Source organism: Microbacterium halophytorum, assembly GCF_002970975.1.
In the GTDB taxonomy this organism is placed as follows: Bacteria; Actinomycetota; Actinomycetes; order Actinomycetales; family Microbacteriaceae; genus Microbacterium; species Microbacterium halophytorum.
In genome coordinates this window covers 172,763-191,378 of record NZ_PNFA01000007.1, presented here as the reverse complement: position 1 = coordinate 191,378, position 18,616 = coordinate 172,763, and the positions used below count along the sequence as shown (strand labels likewise).

The 18,616-nt window shown below is 70.3% G+C and carries 7 protein-coding genes; 3 read left to right on the top strand and 4 right to left on the bottom strand.

The features are described from left to right. Window positions 1-12 precede the first annotated feature (12 nt). Both C0010_RS09230 and C0010_RS09225 read left to right on the top strand, forming a co-directional pair. The gene (locus tag C0010_RS09230) at window positions 13-708 is read left to right on the top strand and encodes an HAD hydrolase-like protein (RefSeq protein WP_105566781.1); all 696 of its coding nucleotides are present in this window, start codon (window positions 13-15) and stop codon (window positions 706-708) included. A 382-nt stretch (window positions 709-1,090) separates the two neighbouring features. Next, on the top strand, window positions 1,091-2,251 hold the full coding sequence (locus C0010_RS09225) for a MalY/PatB family protein (protein ID WP_105566780.1): 1,161 nt from the start codon (window positions 1,091-1,093) through the stop codon (window positions 2,249-2,251). Between the two features lie 71 nt (window positions 2,252-2,322). On the opposite strand, the gene C0010_RS09220 is transcribed toward C0010_RS09225, so the two are convergent. Beyond that, a complete protein-coding gene (locus C0010_RS09220) occupies window positions 2,323-5,523 on the bottom strand; it encodes a S41 family peptidase (RefSeq protein ID WP_105566779.1) in 3,201 nt (1,066 codons plus the stop codon). Between the two features lie 194 nt (window positions 5,524-5,717). Continuing rightward, a complete protein-coding gene (locus C0010_RS09215) occupies window positions 5,718-5,924 on the bottom strand; it encodes a cold-shock protein (RefSeq protein WP_105566778.1) in 207 nt (68 codons plus the stop codon). 380 nt (window positions 5,925-6,304) lie between these two features. Between C0010_RS09215 and C0010_RS09210 the strand changes: the two genes are divergently transcribed. Then, window positions 6,305-7,747 (top strand): hypothetical protein, encoded by a 1,443-nt coding sequence (locus C0010_RS09210; RefSeq protein ID WP_198410824.1) that lies wholly within the window; start codon window positions 6,305-6,307, stop codon window positions 7,745-7,747. A 235-nt stretch (window positions 7,748-7,982) separates the two neighbouring features. On the opposite strand, the gene C0010_RS09205 is transcribed toward C0010_RS09210, so the two are convergent. Beyond that, window positions 7,983-16,763: a DUF5979 domain-containing protein gene (locus C0010_RS09205; RefSeq protein ID WP_105609296.1), complete on the bottom strand. Its 8,781-nt coding sequence runs from the start codon at window positions 16,761-16,763 to the stop codon at window positions 7,983-7,985. 122 nt (window positions 16,764-16,885) lie between these two features. Further along, the gene (locus C0010_RS09200; protein ID WP_105566822.1) at window positions 16,886-18,574 is read right to left on the bottom strand and encodes a SulP family inorganic anion transporter; all 1,689 of its coding nucleotides are present in this window, start codon (window positions 18,572-18,574) and stop codon (window positions 16,886-16,888) included. Between the last annotated feature and the right edge of the window lie 42 nt (window positions 18,575-18,616).

Below are 18,616 nucleotides of genomic sequence, written 5' to 3'. Positions count from 1 at the left end.
TACGCTGGCGGCATGACTTCCGCACGCGCCTTCACCTGTGTCCTCTGGGATGTCGACGGGGTGGTGGCCGACGCATCGGCCGGCATCGTGCCGCGCGCGCAGCGGGTCCTCGAGGAGATGGGGCGGCCCGTGCCGTCGTTCGACGACATGCGCGCGTGGATCGGCCCGCCGATGCTCGAGTCGTTCCAGGTGCGCGCCGGCCTGAGCGCCGACGAGGCGGTCGTCGCGGTCGGCAAGTACCGCGCGCTGGCCGCCGCCGACGGCTACGCCAGCTCGGTGCGGCTGTACCCCGGCGTTCCCGAGCTGATCCGCGAGGTCGCGGGCGCGGGCGTGCCGATCTCGACGGCGAGCACGAAGCCCGAGAACCAGGTCGTCGCGATCCTCGAGCACTACGGGCTCGCCGACGCCTTCACGGCGATCTCGGGCGCGCGCCCGGCCGCCGACATCAACGACACCAAGGCCGACGTCGTCGCGAAGGCACTCGAACGACTCGAGGCGGCCGGCGCCGACGTCTCCGCGCCCGTCCTGATCGGCGACCGCCACCACGACGTCGACGGCGCGGGTGAGCACGGCGTGCCCGTCATCTTCGCGCGCTGGGGCTTCGGCTCCCCCGACGAGGAGGCGGGCGCGATCGCGGCCGTCGACACCGCCGACGAGCTCGGTGCCCTTCTGCGCACCGTCGTCCCCGCGCTGGCGCAGGCCGCATAGCGCACCGAGCGCGACGACGACACGGAACTCGGCTCTGCCGCACTCCGGTTCGCCGGCATCGGCTCGGGTCGCTGGGGCTCGCAGGGGCACCTGTCGTGGGTCGATGCCGACCAGCCGTACAGCGCGCACCACGACGAGACGAGGCGCGAGGCCGCGGCCCTCGATCTCGAGAAGTATGCACGCGTCGCCCACGAGCTGCGGCAACGCATCGGCCGGAAGGGGAAGCAGCGCCTCAACGGGCTGCGCTGGGCTCTCCCGCCTTCGCGAACGAACGCTCACACCCGCCGGCGAGGCCCGGCCTGAAGTGCCCGCGCTCGCCGGGCCGCGCAACCCGGCGACATCCGGCCGCGCCCGTGTCGCCGCATCCGGATACGCTCGTTGCATGAGCCACGCCTTCGACGCCATCACCCCGGAACAGCTGCGAGCGATCGGAAGCGCGAAGTGGTCGACGTTCCCCGGCAAGACCCCCGCCTGGGTCGCCGAGATGGACTTCGGCGTCGCACCGCCCATCACCCGCGCGCTGCACGAGGCGGTCGACAACGGCGCCTTCGGCTACCTGCCTGCCGCGACGGGCCTGGCGATGCGCGAGTCGCTCGTCGACTGGGCGGCCGATCGCTACGGCTGGTCGTTCTCTCCGGATGACGTGCAACCGATCTCCGACGTGATCCAGGCGTTCGAGGTGGCGATCGAGCACTTCAGCGCCCCCGGCTCGGCGATCGTGCTCCCGACGCCCGCGTACATGCCGTTCCTCACGGTCCCGCCGGCCATGAAGCGGCGCATCATCCAGGTGCCGATGATCCGCACGGCCGACAGCTGGGAGTACGACCTCGACGCGCTCGACGAGGCGTTCGCGAACGGCGGCGGGCTGCTCGTGCTGTGCAACCCGCACAACCCGATCGGCCGGGTCCTCCGCACGGACGAGCTCACGGCGATCGGCGAGGTCGTCGAGCGCCACGGCGCCCGCGTCTTCTCCGACGAGATCCACGCGCCGCTCGTCTACCCCGGCGAGCGCCACGTGCCGTACGCCTCGGTCAACGAGGTCAACGCCGGCCACACGGTCACGGCCACGAGCGCGTCGAAGGCGTTCAACCTGCCGGGCTTGAAGGCCGCTCAGGTCGTGCTCTCGAACGACCACGACAGGAAGTACTGGGCCGACAACTCGCGCTCGCTGCACTTCGAGCCGTCGAACCTCGGCGTCGTCGCGAACACGGCGGCGTACCGCGAGGGCGGTGACTGGCTCGCCGATGCGATCGGCTACCTCGACGGAAACCGGGCGCGCCTCGGCGAGCTCGTCGCCGAGCACCTGCCGGGCGCGCGCTACACGCCGCCGCAGGGCACGTACCTCGGTTGGATCGACTGCGCCGAGCTCGACATCCCCGGTTCGCCGTCCGATTTCTTCGCCGAGCACGCGGGCGTCGTGACGACCGACGGCGCCCACTGCGGCGTCGGCAGCGCGACCGCCATCCGGTTCAACTTCGCGACGCCGCGCCCCATCATGGAGGACGCCCTGACCCGGATGGGCGAGGCGCTCGCCGCGCGCTGACGCGTGGGGCCGTGCGCCGACCCCGGATCAGAGGAGGGCCCGGTCCGATCGGACCGGGCCCTCCTCGCGCCTCAGCGCACCTTGGGCGGGTCGAACTCCGGCGGCTCGGCCGCCGGCTCCGCCTCGAGAGCGGCGAGCGCCTCCTCGATCGCGCGGTCGAGCTGCGGGTCGTCCAGCGAGAACAGCGCCGCCGGGTCGTGGATGACCTCGATATCGGGGTCGATGCCGTGGTTCTCGACCCCCCAGCCCTTGCCCTCGATCCAGAACGCGTAGCGCGGCTGCGTCACACCCGTACCGTCAACGAGGTCGAAGCGTCCGTCGATGCCGACGACGCCGCCCCACGTGCGCGCTCCGATGACGGGGCCCAGGCCTAGCGCCTGCGCGCGGCCGTTCACGATGTCGCCGTCCGAGCCCGAGAACTCGTTGGCCACGAACACGATCGGCCCCCGGCGGGCGAGATCGGGGCTGCCGGCCGCGTTCTCGTAGTGCCGCGCGGTGACCCATGCCACGACCCGCGACGCGAGCCGTTCGATCACGAGCGGGCTCGTGTGGCCGCCGCGGTTGTAGCGGACATCGGCGACGACGCCCTCCTTCCCGTCGGCCGTGCGGAGGTCGCGGTGCAGCTGCGCCCATCCGGGGGCGGCCATGTCGGGCACGTGCACGTAGCCGAGCCGGCCGCCGGAGCGCTCCTCGACGTACTCGCGGCGCGAGCGCACCCAGTCCTGGTACCGCAGCGCCGTCTCCGCCTCGAGCGGTACGACGACGACCCTGCGGTCCTCCCCTCCCCGCCTCAGCGTCAGTTCGACGGGCTTGCCCGCCGCTCCGATCAGCGAGGCGCCCGGCCCGAACGCCGGGTCGACGGGAGCGCCGTCGACCTCGACGATGACGTCGCCCTCGACCGCACCGACGCCCGCCTGGCGCAGCGGCGAGCGCGCCCCTGGGTCGCTCGACTCGCCGGGGATGATCCGGTCGATGCGCCACCCGTCGCCGGACGGCGACAGGTCGGCGCCGAGGAACCCGAGCTTCTTCGACTGGTCGCCGGGAGGGGAAGCGGGCGAGACGTATGCGTGCGAGGTGTTCAGCTCGCCGACGTGCTCCCACATCATGTCGACGAGATCGTCGTGCGTGCGCACGAGCGCGACGGTCTCGCGCCACCGGGCCGTGACGGCGTCCCAGGAGACGCCGTCCATGTCCTCGCGCCAGAAGTGGTCGCGCATGAGGCGGGCGTTCTCGTCGAACATCTGGTGCCACTCGGCCGCCTGGTCGAGCTGGAAGCGCAGGCGCGACAGGTCGACCGCGACCGGGTCTTCGCCGCCGTCGGCCTTGCGCGACGACGGCACGACCTTGAGCTCGGCGCCCGCGCGCACGACGATCCGCTCGCCGTCGCCCGAGACGGCATAGGCGTCGACGCCATCGAACACCGTCCACTGCTCGCGTTCCTCGAACGACCAGCGCACGAGGCGGTCCTTCTGCTTCTCGCCCTCGACCCCGGCCCTGCGACTCCCGAGGCGACCGATGTCGGTGCCGCGCGCGACCCACACGACGCCGCCGGCCGTCGCGGCGAGGTCGGTGTACGCGTCCGACGGCACGGGGAACGGCACGACCCGCTCCTCGGCGCCCGCGACATCGAGATCGGGCGAGACGGCGGGCCCCGGCAGGGCCTTCTCAGCGTCGCCCGTCTTCGGCGACGACAGCGCCCAGCCGTCCTCGCTCGGCCCGAACGGCGCCGGGTCGACCGCCGACAACGGCAGCAGCCAGGGCCGCGTCACGCCGTTGAACGACAGGTCGAACGCCTGGGCGCTGTACTCGGGGTCGAAGGTGCGGTCCGACAGGAACACGAGGTGCTTGCCGTCGCGCGTGAAGTCGGGCGAACGGTCGTGGTACCTGCCGCTCGTGACCTGCACCGGCTCGTCGTCGGACGCCGTGTCGAAGACCCACACGGCGTGCAGCTCCGCCTCTCCCGTGGTCGGCTGCGACCACGTCAGGTAGCGCCCGTCCGGCGAGAAGCGCGGCGTCTCGGCCTCGCCCTGCCGCGAGCGCGCGATCTCGACGGCGCTCGCGGCCTCGATATCGATGAGCCGGATGACCCCATCGTGCGAGATCGACGCGAGCCTGTCGCCCTTCGGCGCGGCGGCGAGGTGCAGCACCCGGCCGAGCTGGCCGGTGAGGATCGGCAGCGAGTCGTCGACCTGGATGGCGTCCTCCCCGTCGACGTCGGTGACGTACGCGGGCCGACCGGCCGCACCGAGCACGACGGGCTCGCGCGTGCGCACGCCCGAGTCGGCGCCCGTCAGAGCCCGGGCGGGGCCCTGTCGGTGCGTCAGCCGGAACGGCTTGCCGCGCCACACCACCACGCTCGCGTCACCGCCGACGTCCGGGGCGAACTGGGTGAGGTTCTTCGTCGGGTCGAGGGCGACGGGTTCGAGCGCGACGCCCGGGACGTCGATGTCGATCGTGCGCGGCTCGGCGCCGACGGCGTCGAGCATCCGGATGCGCCCGCGGCTGTGCCAGACGATGCGGGCGCCGTCCGTGGTCGCGTCGCGCACGTAGCCGTCGTCCTCGCCCTGGAAGGTGAGCTGGCGCGGCTCGCCGGAGCCCGGCTCGTCCCACAGCCACACGTTCGCCTGCTCATGCGCCGCATCCGGGAGCTTCGCCGCTCGGTCCGACACGAACGCGAGCGCGCCGCCGACCCACATCGGGTCGACGAGCGAGGCGTGCTCGTCGGCGAGCAGGCGCCGCCACTCGGCGCCCGCGCCGTCGCGCAGCCACAGGCGCGGGGCGTTGCCGCCGCGGTAGCGCTTCCAGTGCGCCGGCGTGCGGCTGCCGGGCGTCGAGAGGGCCTCGCGGCCGTCCGCGTGCAGCGCGACGCCCCATGCCATCCCGATCTCGAGGCGCTCGGCCGTGCCATCGAGGGCGACGGCCTTCGTCACGGTGTGGCGCATCTCGGCCTCGCCGGCGCTCGACCCGACGAGCACGCGGCCGTCTGCGGTCCAGCCGAAGTTGTGCAGCATGGGGCTGCCCCAGTAGGTCAGCCTGCGCACGTCGCCGGATCCGACGCCGACGACCATCAGCTCCGGATGGCCGTCGCGGTGCGAGACGAAGGCGACGTGGGCACCGTCCGGCGAGAACCGGGGCTGCTTGACGGGCGCCCGATCGCTCGTGAGGCGCCACGCGCGGCCGCCTCCGACTGGTGCGAGCCACACGTCGTCCGCTGCGGTGAAGACGACGAGCTCGTCGTGGACATGGGGATACCTGAGGTATGCGGATGCCATACCGCTCACGCTATGGCATCGAGGGCGTGCACGGGGAGGGTCCGGACGAACAACCGCGCCCCGGTCTCGGAAGCGGGCGGGAGACGCGGAAGGCCCCCGCTCGCGATGGCGAGCGGGGGCCTGAGCGGTGCCCGACGGATCGGGACGCGCTGGCGCGGCCGACGAGTCGGGGCGCCTCCTGGTGTCGGTCCGGACTACAGCGGCCGGATGTTCTCCGCCTGCAGGCCCTTCGGGCCCTGCGCGATCTCGAACTCCACGCGCTGGTTCTCTTCCAGCGAGCGGTAGCCCTGCGATTCGATGGCGGTGTAGTGCGCGAAGACGTCAGAGCCGCCCTCGTCGGGAGAGATGAAGCCGTAGCCCTTCTCCGAGTTGAACCACTTGACGGTGCCCTGCGTGCTCATGTACTGCCGTTCTATAGAGATGAAGCCGGCACAGATCTCGCGCCGGCCACTCACAACGCTAGCCGCTCGCGCCTGTGTGCGATAGGGGCAATCTGAACCGATGCGCGATCGGGACCGGAAACGTAAACGGCTCCCACAGCTGGGGGGAAGCCGTGGGAGCCGGACGACCGAGAGAGGACGTCTGGATTCGAGTGTACTGCATTGTCCCCCATTCGGGGGACAGCGACAGCTCGAGTGCCCGGGCAGTCCATTCATTCGCAAGCATACGGAACGTCCGGGCCGTCGGAGCCCCGTCACCCCGCGTGGGTGACGGGGGCATCCCCGCGCCCCGTGCCCGTGCTTGTCTGAAGGCGTGAGGCAGACACGCAGAGGGAGTACCCATGTCCGCTGAGGAGACGTCGGAGCTCGAACGCCCCGACGACATCGACGCCCTGAAGGCCCGGCTCGCGCGACTCGAGGCGCGCAATCGCGAACTCGAGGAGGCGGAGCGCCCGTCGAAACGCGACTGGGGCCGCTCGACGGTTGCGGTCGTCCTGATCCTCGTCAGCGTTCTCCTGGCGCCCATCGCGGTGCTCGGCACCTGGGCGCGGGTGCAGCTCGTCGACACCGACCGCTTCGTCGCGACCTTCGCTCCGCTCGCGGAGGACCCTCAGGTACAGGACTTCGTCGCCGACCAGGCCGTCCAGGCGATCGAGGAGAACGTCGACATCGATTCCCTCGTCGGCGACCTGTTCACGGGGCTCGCCGAACTCGACCTGCCGCCGCGCGCCCAGGACGCGATCCCCCTGCTCGCCGGGCCCGCGTCGGAGGGCGTGCGGTCGCTGATCAGCAGCGGCGTCGACAAGGTCGTGGCCTCGCCGCAGTTCGCCCAGCTCTGGGAGAACACCCTTCGGGAGACGCACGGCCGTGCGATCGCCATCATCCAGGGCGACCCCGACACCGCGATCCAGCTCTCCGACGACGGCACCGTGACGCTCGAGCTGAACACGCTCATCGAGCAGGTGAAGGAGGTGCTCATCGACGAGGGCTTCGGCTTCGCCGAGAACATCCCCGCGATCGACCGCTCGATCCCGCTGGTCACGGCGGACGCCCTCGTGCTCGTCCGCACGGTGTATCAGATCGCCGTCGCCGCCGGGTACTGGCTGCCGTGGCTCGTCCTGGGCCTCGTCGCCGCCGGCGTCGCGACGGCCCATCGCCGCGCGCGTGCGCTGGGCTGGGCGGGCATCGGCCTCGCCGCTTCCTTCCTGCTTCTCGCGGCGGGGCTCGGCGCCGGCAGGGTCTTCTTCGTCGGGGCCGTGAGCCCGTCCGTGATGCCGGCCGGAACGGCCAGGAGCATCTTCGACCAGCTCACCGAGCTCCTCTCATCGACCCTCACGGCGCTGATCGTGCTGAGCGCCTTCGTCGCGCTCGGTGCGTGGCTCTCCGGTCGTTCGCGCCCCGCCGCTGCGCTGCGCGGAGCGACGAGCAGCGCCTTCTCGGCGGTGCGAGGCGCCGCCGACCGACACGGCGTCCGCACCGGCGCCTTCGGCCGCGCCGTCGACCGCTGGCGCCCCGCGATCATCGTGCTCACGATCCTGGTCGGCGTCTTCGCCCTGTTCCTCACGCGCCCCGTCACGACGGGCGCCGTCGTGACGACGGTCGTACTCGTGCTCGTCGTGCTGCTGGTCATCGAGTTGGTGCGGCGCCCCGCCGAGATGGACGCGGCCGCGGCATCCGGCGTCGCGGCCCCGACCCCGGATGCCGCGGCGGAGGGCGGCGCGAGCGTGCCGGAAGCCGCGAGGTCGCCACAGAACGAAGCTTCCCCGGCGCCTCCGAAGCGCTGAGCCCGAGCCTCGCGACCGCGCCCCCCACCGCTCGGGTGCCCTCGTTGCGAGTCCAGGCGCGCTGCACCCACACGATGCCGCACCCGAACCGATAACACCCCGCTCAAGTGCCGCTTCGTGCGGGTCCGCGCGCTGCACCCACGATCAACCGCACCTGAGGGAACACGGCGCGGGGACGGCGGGCGAGGCCCCGCCCCGGTCCATCCGGGGCGGGGCATCGCCCGCCTGACCCGGCTCAGGCCTCCCGGTTCCGGCGGACCAGGAGGAGGACTCCGCCGCCGAACAGGATCAGGGCGAGGGCCGTCGCGAGGGCACCGATCACGTCCGTGCCCGTCACGGCGAGATCATCGTCGCTGTCGTCGGCCGGGGGCTCCACCGGCGGAACGCCCGGGAACTCGTTCCGCACGAGCACGTACGTCGCCTCGTACTCGACCGTCACTGCCTCGACGCTCGTCCCGTCGATCGGATCGCCGTCGTTGACCGTGATCGTCGTCGTCGCGGCACCGCCGTCATCCGTCTCCGTCACGGCGCACTCGGTGCCGAGCGGCAGGCCCTCGAAGATCCGCTGCTCACCGTCGGCGAGCTCGAACTCGACGGGTTCGAGCTCCTCGCCCTCCGGTGTCGTGCAGACCGCCTCGAACACGAATGTCTGGTCCGCCGCATCGGCGGCGAGCTCGTTCCCGTCGGAGCTGCCGATCTGTTTCTCGACGATCAGCTGCCCGTTCGAGAACGTGTTCGCCACGGCGGCCGTCGCGGTGTCGTCGGCGATCGTCACGACCGCCGACGTGCCGTCGACCGGTTCGCCGTCGTTCACCGTGATGCTCGTCGACGGCGCGCCGCCCGCGTCGGTCTCGGTCAGCTCGCACTCCGTGCCGACGGGGAGCTCGTCGATCGACCATTCCTCGTCCGCCTGGAGCTCGAATCCGACCGGCTCGAGCTCGGTTCCGTCCGGCGTGGTGCAGGCCAGCTCGAACGCGAAGGTCGCGTTCTGCTGCTCCTCCGTGAGCTCGTAGTCGTTGCCGCTGGTGATCGACTTCTGCACGACCAGGCCGCCGTTCGAGAACGAGTTCTCGAACGCGACGTTCGTCGTGTCGTCGGCGATCACGACACCGGACGCCGTGGTGCCGTCGGTCGGCTCCGCGTCGTTCACGGTGATGGTGGTGGCCGCGGCACCGCCGTCGTCCGTCTCCGTCACCTCGCACTCGGTGCCGACGGGCAGGCCCTCGACTGGGTACTGGCCGCCGTCGGCGAGCTCGAAGGTCTCGTTCAGGAGCTCGTCGCCGGTGTCGGGGTCGACGCAGACGATCGAGAACGCGAACACCTGGTCGCTCTGCTCATCGGTGAGCGGGTTGTCGTTGCCGCTCACGACGCTCTTGTCGACGACCAGGCCGCCGTCGGCGTAGACGTTGTCGACCGCGACCGCGGTGGGGTCGTCGGCGACCGTGACGTCGTCGACGGCCGTGCCCGTCGTCGTCTCGCCGTCGACCGTGATGGTGGTCATCATCGACGTGCCGGCGTTCGTCTCCGTGACGTCGCACTCGCTGCCGACCGGCAGCTCGTCGTAGACGTACTCCTCATCCGCCGCGAGGGTGAACGTCACGGGGTCGAGCACGTCGCCGTCCGGAGTGGTGCAGACCACCTCGAAGTCGAACGTCTCCGCGAGCTGCTCGTCCGTGAGCGGGTTGTCGTTGCCCGCCGAGATCGTCTTCGAGACCACGATCTCGCCGTTCGAGAACGAGTTCTCGAACGCGACCGTCGCGGTGTCGTCGGCGATCACGACGCCCTCCGTGCTCGTGCCGTCGGTCGGGTCGCCGCCGTTCACCGTCACGGTCGTGGCGGCGGCTCCGCCGTCGCCCGTCTCCGTCACGGCGCACTCGGTGCCGACGACCATACCGTCGTACGCCTGCTCCTCGTCGGCCCCCAGCGCGAACTCGTCGTTCAGCACCTCGGTGCCGTCGGGGTCGACGCACACGATCGAGAAGTCGAACGTCTGCGTCTGCTGCGCGTCGGTGAGCGGGTTGTCGTTGCCGCTGACGATGGTCTTCGAGACGACGATGCCGCCGTTCGAGTAGGCGTTGTCGAAGGCCACCTCGGTCGCCTCATCGGCGACGGTGACGTCGTCGACGCTCGTACCGTCGGTCGTCTCGCCTGCCACCGTGACGGTGGTCGCCTGCGCGCCGCCCGCATCCGTCTCGGTCACGTCGCACTCGGTGCCGACGGGCAGCTCGTCCAAGACGAACTCCTCATCCGCGGCGAGCGTGAACGTCACCGGGTCGAGCTCCGTGCCGTCCGGCGTCGTGCAGACGACCGAGAAGTCGAACGTCTGCGCGAGCTGGTCGTCCGTCACGGCGTTGTCGTTGCCGCTCGAGATCGTCTTCGACACGATGATCTCTCCGTTCGAGAACGAGTTCTCGAACGCGACCGTCGCGGCGTCGTCGGTGATCGGCACGTCGTCGGCCGTCGTGCCGTCGGCCGGCTCCGCGCCGTCCACCGTCACGGTCGTCGCCATTGCGCCGCCCGTGCCGGTCTCCGTGACGTCACAAGCAGTGCCGACGGGCATGCCGTCGTACGCCTGCTCGGCGTCGGCCGCCAGCGTGAACTCCTCGTTCAGCACCTCGGTGCCGTCCGGGTCGGTGCAGACGATCGTGAAGTCGTACGTCTGCGCCAACTGGTCGTCCGTCAGCGGGTAGTCGTTGCCGCTGACCACGCGCTTCGAGACGACGATGCCGCCGTTCGAGAAGGTGTTGGTCGCCAGCACGTGCGCGCCCTCGTCGGTCACCTCGACGTCGCCCGAGCTGGTGCCGTCGGTCGGCTCGCCGTTGTTGACCGAGATCGTCGTCGACTCGGCACCGCCGGTGCCGGTCTCCTCCACGTCGCAGACTGTTCCGACCGGCAGGTTGTCGAACACCTGCTGCTCGCCCGAGGTCAGTTCGAACTGCACCGGAGGCAGCGGCTCGCCGTCACCAGCGACACATGTCATGGAGAAGTCGAACGTCTGCTCCGTCTGCTCGGGCGTGAGCTCGTTGTCGTTGCCGCTGACGACCGACTTCTCGACGACGAGCTGGCCGAGGGCGTAGGTGTTGGTCACGCCCACGGTCGTCACGTCGTTCGCGAGCGGGCGCTCCCGGATCTCGACCTCGGCACTCATGCCGTCGGCCGACGGGGTGACGCCGGGGCTCGACTGGAAGGTGCGGGCGATCTCACCGTACTCGCCGACCTCGCCGGTCTCCGTGACGGTGCAGTCAGTGCCGATCGGCAGGCCGTCGAGCGTGACGGGCGTGCCGTCGGCCGGCAGCGTCACAGTCGACGACTCACCGAGGTCGAGCGCGACGCGCTCGGGGTCGGCGACGCCGCTCGGCACGGTGCAGACGAGTTCGACATCGAACGAGTCGGGAATCTGTGTGACCCCGTTGTCGACGACCGTCTTCGACAGCTCGAGCGAACCCGTCTTGAGCGTCACGCCCGCGGGCTCCGGGGCCTTGACGAGGTCGACGCGGTCGCCGCTGACGCCGATGGCCGTGACACCGTTCTGGTTCCAGGCGAACTGCTCCTCCTGGTACTGCTCCAGCGTCGGCTGCAGGCCGAGGTCGGTCTGGTCGACGACGCGGTTCACGGTGTCGAACCAAATGTTGATCCATTCGCCCGGCTGCAACGGGTCGTCCTCCGGAATGTCGAACACGAATCGGATGCCGACGATGTCCTGGTCGGCTCCCGTGTAGTCGTAAATCGACACCCAAGACGCGTTTCCCGGGTTGGTGGGGTCATCGCACTCCGGGTCATCCGGCCACATCGACGAGGACGGATCGCTGCCGATGCACGCCGTCGGGTCGGTCGTCACTTCGATCGTCCCGCTCGCTCGTTCCGACACGTCACCGGAGAGCAGGATCGAGTCGGTGTCGAGTACCGACTGCCACGTGCTGTTGCGGTCGCCCCCACCGGCCAACAGCCGGTCGCCGGGGCGCGGCAGCATGTCGACGATCGTCATCTGCGTGAGCGGGTCCGTGCCCGCGTTCACGTGGTTCAGTTGCCAGTGGTCCGTGCCACCGACGGCGGTGTAGTCGGCGCAGGGAGTGCGGGTGTAATCGGCGGGTGCGCTCGGGCTCGTGCACTCCGCCTCGCCCGTGGCGGTGTTGACCTCGCCCGAGACGAGGTCCTCGCCCAGGGTGTCGACGTACTCGCCGTTGACGAACTTCTGTGCGCCGACGAGGGTGCCCTCGCGCGGCTGCACGTAGTTCGCGTTTCCGCACTCTGTCGCCCCGGTCTCGGGTGCGTTCGTCGCGTCCTGCCCGAACTCGGTCGGCTGCGTGCAGCTGACGAGGTCGACGCCGGTTTCTGCCACGACCGCGTTCCAGACCCGCTCGTCCGGGGCGACGCCCGCTTCGAGGATCAGCCCGAGGTTGATCGTCACCGTCTCCCCCGGCTGCATGCGCGAGCCCTCCGGCCAGGTGAACGAGAGCTCGCTGCCATCATCGCTCAGCGCGACCGCGATCTCCTCGGGGTCGATCGGGAGGCTGCCGCCATCGGTCCGCTCGTAGGTCGGCTGCGCGCCGTCCCACGTCAGATCCGCCGGCAGGTAGTCGGTGATCGTCTCGATCGGCAGGTAGCTCGTGCCGTCGTTCGTGAAGATCAGCTGCCACTGGTTGCTCGCCAGCGGATCGACGGTGTGCGACGACTCGTCGAGCGGTGCGCGCTTGGAGACCGTGATCCGGTGCTCGCCCGGCGAGAAGTCGATCTGCGCGGGGTCGCGGTCCTCGGCCTCTTCGGAAGCACTGCCGTTCGCGATCGCCAGCGCCTCGTTGTTGATCACCAGGCCCGCATCCCAATCGACATCGGCCGGGTCGCGCAATTGCACATCGATCGGCAGCTCGGCCGAGCCCCATCCGGATGTCCACGAGGTCGCCCCCAGCGGGAACATCTCGCCGTCGGCGCGGTCGAAGGTGATCCGCACGCCGTAGACGTCGGTCAGCTCGCCCGTGAAGTCGTCCTGTGCGACCCAGGCCCCGTCGACGAAGTAGTCGTAGGAGTACTGGTCGGAATCCGTCGGCACGGCGCCGGGCTCCGGCAGGGAGACGAGCTCGAACTTCTCCCAGAACTCGGCCGTCGTGTCCTCGATCGTGAGCTGCGACAGCGGGGCCGTCGTCTCGCCCGGCGTCGCCACGAGGTTCACGTGGACGGGCGCATCCGGGTCGGTCTCGATCAGCGTCGTACCGCCGTCGCCGACCGTGACGTCCTTGGTGAGGCCGACGTCGATCGACGCGGCGTCGAGCAGCGCCTCGGCGTTCTCCTCGTCAGCCGGCTCGGCGTCGGGGTTGATGACGACGTCCTGGCCGAGCGTGCGCGCCTCGTTCGGAACCGAGACCGGCACCCCGTCCTCGCCGCCCTCCACAGGCTCACCCGTCGAGCGGTGCTCAGCGCGCAGCTGTACGTCGAGGCGCATCGTGAGGTCGTCGCCGGCGACGATGCGGTTGCCGTTCGTCTCCGGGTCGGTGCCCTGGTAGGTCACCGAGACGCCGATCGCGTCGGCCAGGTCGGCGTCGGCCGCCCCCGCCTCGATCTCTGCGATCGAGTAGTTCGCCGTCGTCGGGCTGCCGCCGTTGTACAGCCACAGCTCGACCGTGCTCTGGTCCTTGTCGATGTATGAGGGCAGGTCCTGGAACGAGATCCCCGTGACGTTGAACTCATCCCAGTGGTTGCCGGCAGCACTCGCGGCCTCGGCGTCGAAGTCACGCCCCTCGAAGGGGCTCGTCGCCATATCGGTCGCCCCGAGCGCGTCGGTCGCGACGTCGGTCACCCGCACGCGAGAGAGCTTCATGACTCCCTTGCCGCTCTCGCTGCTCGAGGCGTTCTCGGCCGTCAGCGTGTACGACGTGGTCGGGTAGTCGGCCTGATCGAGGTCGCCCGGCTTCGGTGCGATGAGCGAGACGGCCTCGCCGTCGGGCAGTTCGTCGACCGTCTTGCTCAGCTGCACATTGCCGGTGCCATCGATCAGATTGATCATGTCGTCCGCGTCAGCGGTCACTGTGCCGTCGTCCCGCGTTCCCGTCATCTCGAACGTGTTGTCGATGCAGCCTTCCGCCGCCTCCGCACAGTTGAATGGCGTGCTCGACGTGACCCACTTGACCTCGCCGCCATCGGGCCGTGCCTCGTTGCGCAGGCGCCAGTCCAAGGTGTAGCTGCGGATGTCGCCCGTGTGCATGATGCCGGTGCCGACGCCGGGCGCGTCTGGCCGACCGGCATCGATCGCCGCCTGGCGACCCGCATCGTCCGGCTCGAGCACGAGGCGGATTCCGAGCGTGCTCTGCCGCTCGGCGTTCGTGAGCTGGTAGCCCTTGAAGCCCTGGTCGTTCATCCAGCTGCCGTCGGGAGCGGCGACCGACACCCAGTCGGCGCCGTCGTACAGCTGCACGTCGACGACGTCGTCCCACTCCATCTCGGGCTCGTCGGCGATCAGGATCGGGTCAACGCGGAGCAGGTCGAACGCCTCGAACACCGTGCCGGCGCCGTCAGCGGTCGGCGCGGCGGGGTCGGTCAGCGTGACCTGCGTGAAGCCCGCCTCAGTCACTGCCCAGCGCTGCACCGTCGAGCTCTCGGCGCCCGACTGCGACACGAGCAGGTCGTCGGTCCAGTTCTTGTCGTTCCACAGCGGCCCGATGTCGCCGTCCAAGTGTCGGATGCTGCCGTCGTCGGTCGCCTCGTCGTCGTCGACGACGAGGCGTGTGTCGAGCTGACCGGTGGCGTCCGACCGCGCCGTGTTGGTGTAGGGCGTCGGGTCATAGGGGAACCCGTCGTTCGGCGAGGTCGTCTCGCCCGTGCTGCGCAACGTGTCGCGCGCGACGAACATCAAGTTCGGCTGAACGTCGGTCGTGGCGCCGAAGCCGGCCGGGTTCGAGTACGTGAACCGGATGCCCGTGGTGTCCTCAGGTTCGGGGACCGGGATGTTCTCGGTCCCCGTCTCCGTGAGCGTCGCGACCTCGACCCACGCCTGGTCAGTCTCGTCGTACCGCTCGACGGTGAGTGTGGAGCCCTCGGGAACGTCGATCGGTGCGACGATCTGCGTCAGGTCGAATGCGTCCCAGAAGGTGCCCTCGCCCTGCCACTGGTCGGTCACAATGATCTCGGTCGGGTGCGCGTCGTCGCCTGTCGTCGTGGTCGTGGTCGGCAGCTCGACGATGACGTTGTCGCCGGGGAAGACGATGGCGGGGCTGACCTGCTTCTCGATATCGGTGACGATCGCCGGTGCGACGAGCACGAGGCTCGCGTCGTCGCTGTCGGTCGCCGGCTCCTCGACGCTCGGGGAGGTGCCCTCGACGTCGATCGTGTTGACGTACGGCTCGGTCTGACCTCCATCCGGGGCCAGGTTCTCGTCCGTATCGACGGTGTAGCGGATCTGGCTCGTCGCGCCGGGCGGAATCGCGCCCGTGAATGTGACGTCGAAGCCCGTGACGGTCTCGCCCGCAGGCGGGTCGGGAAGCGGCTCGCTCACCGTCAACTCCTCGGTGATCGGTTCGCCGCCCTCGACGTACCAGGTGATGCTGCCGCCGGTCGCACCCTCGGGCCACACCTCGTACGTGAGGTCGTCGGAGAAGCCGACGAATGCGATGTCGTCTGAGAAGTACGCGGCGTTCGCGCCCTCGCCCGGCTCGCTGATCGTCAGGCTGTCGAGGTTCGAGCTGTCGGGGGCCTGCGCGTTCTGCCCCGTGATCACGACATCGGCCTCATTGCCCGAGACGGTTTCGAGGTTCTCGACCTCCGCTCCGTCGGCGCCGATGAAGGCCTTGCCAGCGTTGACGTCGATCACGACGGGGGTGACGGCGAAGTCGGCGTTCGATGTCTGCGTCACCGGGTCCTCACCGTCGACCGTCACGGTCGCCGACATCACGTTGGAGGCGTTGTATCCGGCGTTCAGCGCGGTGCCGTCAATGCGGTCATCGGCACGCTGCGCGACGTCGAAGGCTTGGCTCGCGACGGCCTCTGGCGGGATGTCGCCCGTGTAGGTGATCCGAATGCCCGCGACATCCGCATCGGCGATGGAACCGTCGTAGGTGGTCCAATTCCACGTCGAGCCATCGTAGACGTACGCCTCGACGCTCGCTTCGGTCGCGCCCTCCGGCCAGCCAGACTGGTCGGTCGTCGGATCGGTCGCAAAACCAGCGAAGTCGACGTAGCGGAACGGGTTTGACGCGTCGAGCGTCGCGGCGCCGTCATCGGCGACGGTCGGGTCCTGCAGCACGAACGAGGTCGCGTTGACGTTCGAGGCCTGCGTGCCGCCGATCGTCATCGTCGAGGCGGCGCCGGGCTCGAATGGCTGCGCAGCGGGCTCCCACGTCTTCGACGGGGTCACGTCCACCGTGATCGGGACGTTGACGGAGATGATCGCGTCGTCCGTGATGCTGACCGGCGGATCGGCGGGGTCGGCCGTGCCGGTGTAAGTGACGGTGTTCGTCAGGTCTGCGTTGTTGTACTCCCAATCGGGCGCCAGGTCACTCGGCACCGTCAGCGTGTAAGTGAGCAGCCCCTGCGAGCCCGTCGGCATCCCGGTCGAGCCGTCGTCGAGAGGCGCTTCGACGTCGACTGTGATCGTGCGCTCGGCCTCGGTCGCGCCGACCGTACCGCTCGTGCCGGGCGTGACGCCGGGCATCTCGACCGTCGCGGCGCCTGGGTAGTTCGGGATGTTCGCGCTCAACCCGCTGATCTGCCAGCCGGCGAACGCCTCGGGCAGCACGTCGACCACGGTCACGGGGCTGTCCAATGCCGCATCCTCCGTGCTGAACTGCACCGTGTAATCGACCGACTCCCCCGGTGCGAGGTCGCGATGGGCATCCTGCCCATCGACCTGCTTGGTCAATTGCGGGAACGCGCCCGTCGCGGCTTGGGCCGCTGTCGGGGCGAACGTGTTGTCACCGATCACCGCCGCCGAGACGACGAGCAGCGCCGCGACTCCCGCCGCCAGCACCCGCCCGAAGCGGCTGCTGCCGCTCTTGCCGCCGGCGCTGTGCCGGGAAAGCGCCTTACTCATGGTGCGTTTACTCCCACCCCATCGGGAACACGATTCACTCGGAATGCTGGCACCTTCCTGGGAATCCCTGGGGCGCATTCACCCGGAGAGGGTGACATCGGATCCGCGGAATTCCGCGGATCTCACCGATCCGTGCGACCCGATGCGTCGCGCCGCCGAGCCAGCTCTGCCAGCGCCGACTCGAGCGCGTCGCCGAGCCGCGGGCGCATCGCGAACACGTTGTCGCTGCCAATCGCGTCGATGATGCCGGTCGCACGCAGCTGCCCGGAGACGCGCTCGTTCACGCCCGTGAGCATCAGCGTCGCCCCCGCGCCGCGCAACTCGCCGGCGTACCGCCGCAGCATCGTGAGGAACGTCACGCCCAGCTCCTCGGTTCCGCGCAGCCGGATCACGACGGCTCCGCCGGGCGCCGAAGCGCCCGGCGACGGCAGCTGCGCCCGGAACGACTCCGTCGACGCGAAGAACAGGCTGCCGTACGGCGCGATGACGACGGTGTCGCCCGCGACCAGCACCTCCGGCGGCTCGGACTCGACGGGTCGGCCGTGCGGATCGTCGAAGGTCCAGCGCACGAGCCGCACGCGGTTGGACTGCTGCGCGATCTGCAGCACGATCGCGAGGCCGACCCCCGCGAGCACGGCGTACTGCAGCGGGATCAGGATGCTGAGGACGAACGTGACGCAGAACACGGCCGCCTGGGTCGGCCCCGTGCGCCAGACGAGCACCGCCTGGTGGTAGTCGAACGTACGGACGCCGACCAGGATCAGCAGCGCGGCGAGCGCAGGCATCGCGACGAACTCGATCAGTCGGCCGAGCAGCAGCGCGGTGACGAGCATCACGGCCGCCGCGATCACGCCGGTGAGGGCCGTCCGCGCCCCCGCCGTGCGGGCGATCGCGGTCGCCGACATCGAGCCGCCGGCCGGCATCCCGCCGAACAGCCCCACGGCGACGTTCGCGACGCCCTGGCCGGTGAAGTCGGCCGAGGCATCCGGATACCTCCCATCCGGGTTCGGGATCGACCCCGAGATCGCCGCTCCCTGCACGAGCCCCACGAGCGCGAGCGAGACGGCGGGCAGCACGAGCGCACCGACGGTCCCGACGTCGGGCATCGTCAGCGTCGGGTGCGCGCCCGAGACGTCGGCGATGTCCGCGAGAGTCGCGACCCCGCCGTGCGGCAGGAGCGCCGCGAACGCCGAACCGGCGGCAACGGCCACGACCAGCGCGAGCGCGCCGAGCCTCGTGCGCTCGAGCACCAGGATGAGACCGAGCGTGACGAGACCGACCAGTACGGACCACCAGAGGAAGTGCGGGAGCCCGAACAGGGTGTCGATCAGCCGGGTGATGCGGTTGGCGCCCTGGCTGTCGTAGCCCGTGAAGTTGTCGAGCTGGCCGAGCACGATGTTCACGGCGACGGCGTTGACGAAGCCGTAGAGCACCGCCGTCGGGATGAACCGCACGAGTCTCCCCATGCGCGCGAGCCCGAGGCCCAGCATGACGACGCCCGCGAGCACCGCGAGCATGGCCATCGCTCCGGCCGCACCGTCGCCGTGGACCTCCGGCACGTCGGCGACGAGCACGCCCATCGCGCCCGTCGACTGCACCATCATGAACACCGAGCCCGTGGCGAGCGAACCGGCCAGCGTTCCCATCAGGTAGCCGTTCAGGCCCATCACGGGGTTCACGCCGGCGAGCACACCGGCCGCGAGGCCGTCGGGCACGCTCTCGATGCCGAGGGTCAGCCCGGCGCGGAGGTCGCCGCCGAAGGTCTTCTTCGAGCCGAATCGGCGCAGGTACGCGCGCACTCCGCTCGGCATCTCCACCACGCCATTCCACTTGACGCGGGGCGGCGGGGCGCA

Excerpts from the sequence above, each read along its gene's own strand:
- C0010_RS09210 (WP_198410824.1), top strand. The coding sequence starts at position 6,305 with ATGTCCGCTGAGGAGACGTCGGAGCTCGAACGCCCCGACGACATCGAC.
- C0010_RS09230 (WP_105566781.1), top strand. The coding sequence starts at position 13 with ATGACTTCCGCACGCGCCTTCACCTGTGTCCTCTGGGATGTCGACGGG.
- C0010_RS09225 (WP_105566780.1), top strand. The coding sequence starts at position 1,091 with ATGAGCCACGCCTTCGACGCCATCACCCCGGAACAGCTGCGAGCGATC.
- C0010_RS09220 (WP_105566779.1), bottom strand. The coding sequence starts at position 5,523 with ATGGCATCCGCATACCTCAGGTATCCCCATGTCCACGACGAGCTCGTC.
- C0010_RS09205 (WP_105609296.1), bottom strand. The coding sequence starts at position 16,763 with ATGAGTAAGGCGCTTTCCCGGCACAGCGCCGGCGGCAAGAGCGGCAGC.
- C0010_RS09200 (WP_105566822.1), bottom strand. The coding sequence starts at position 18,574 with ATGCCGAGCGGAGTGCGCGCGTACCTGCGCCGATTCGGCTCGAAGAAG.
- C0010_RS09215 (WP_105566778.1), bottom strand. The coding sequence starts at position 5,924 with ATGAGCACGCAGGGCACCGTCAAGTGGTTCAACTCGGAGAAGGGCTAC.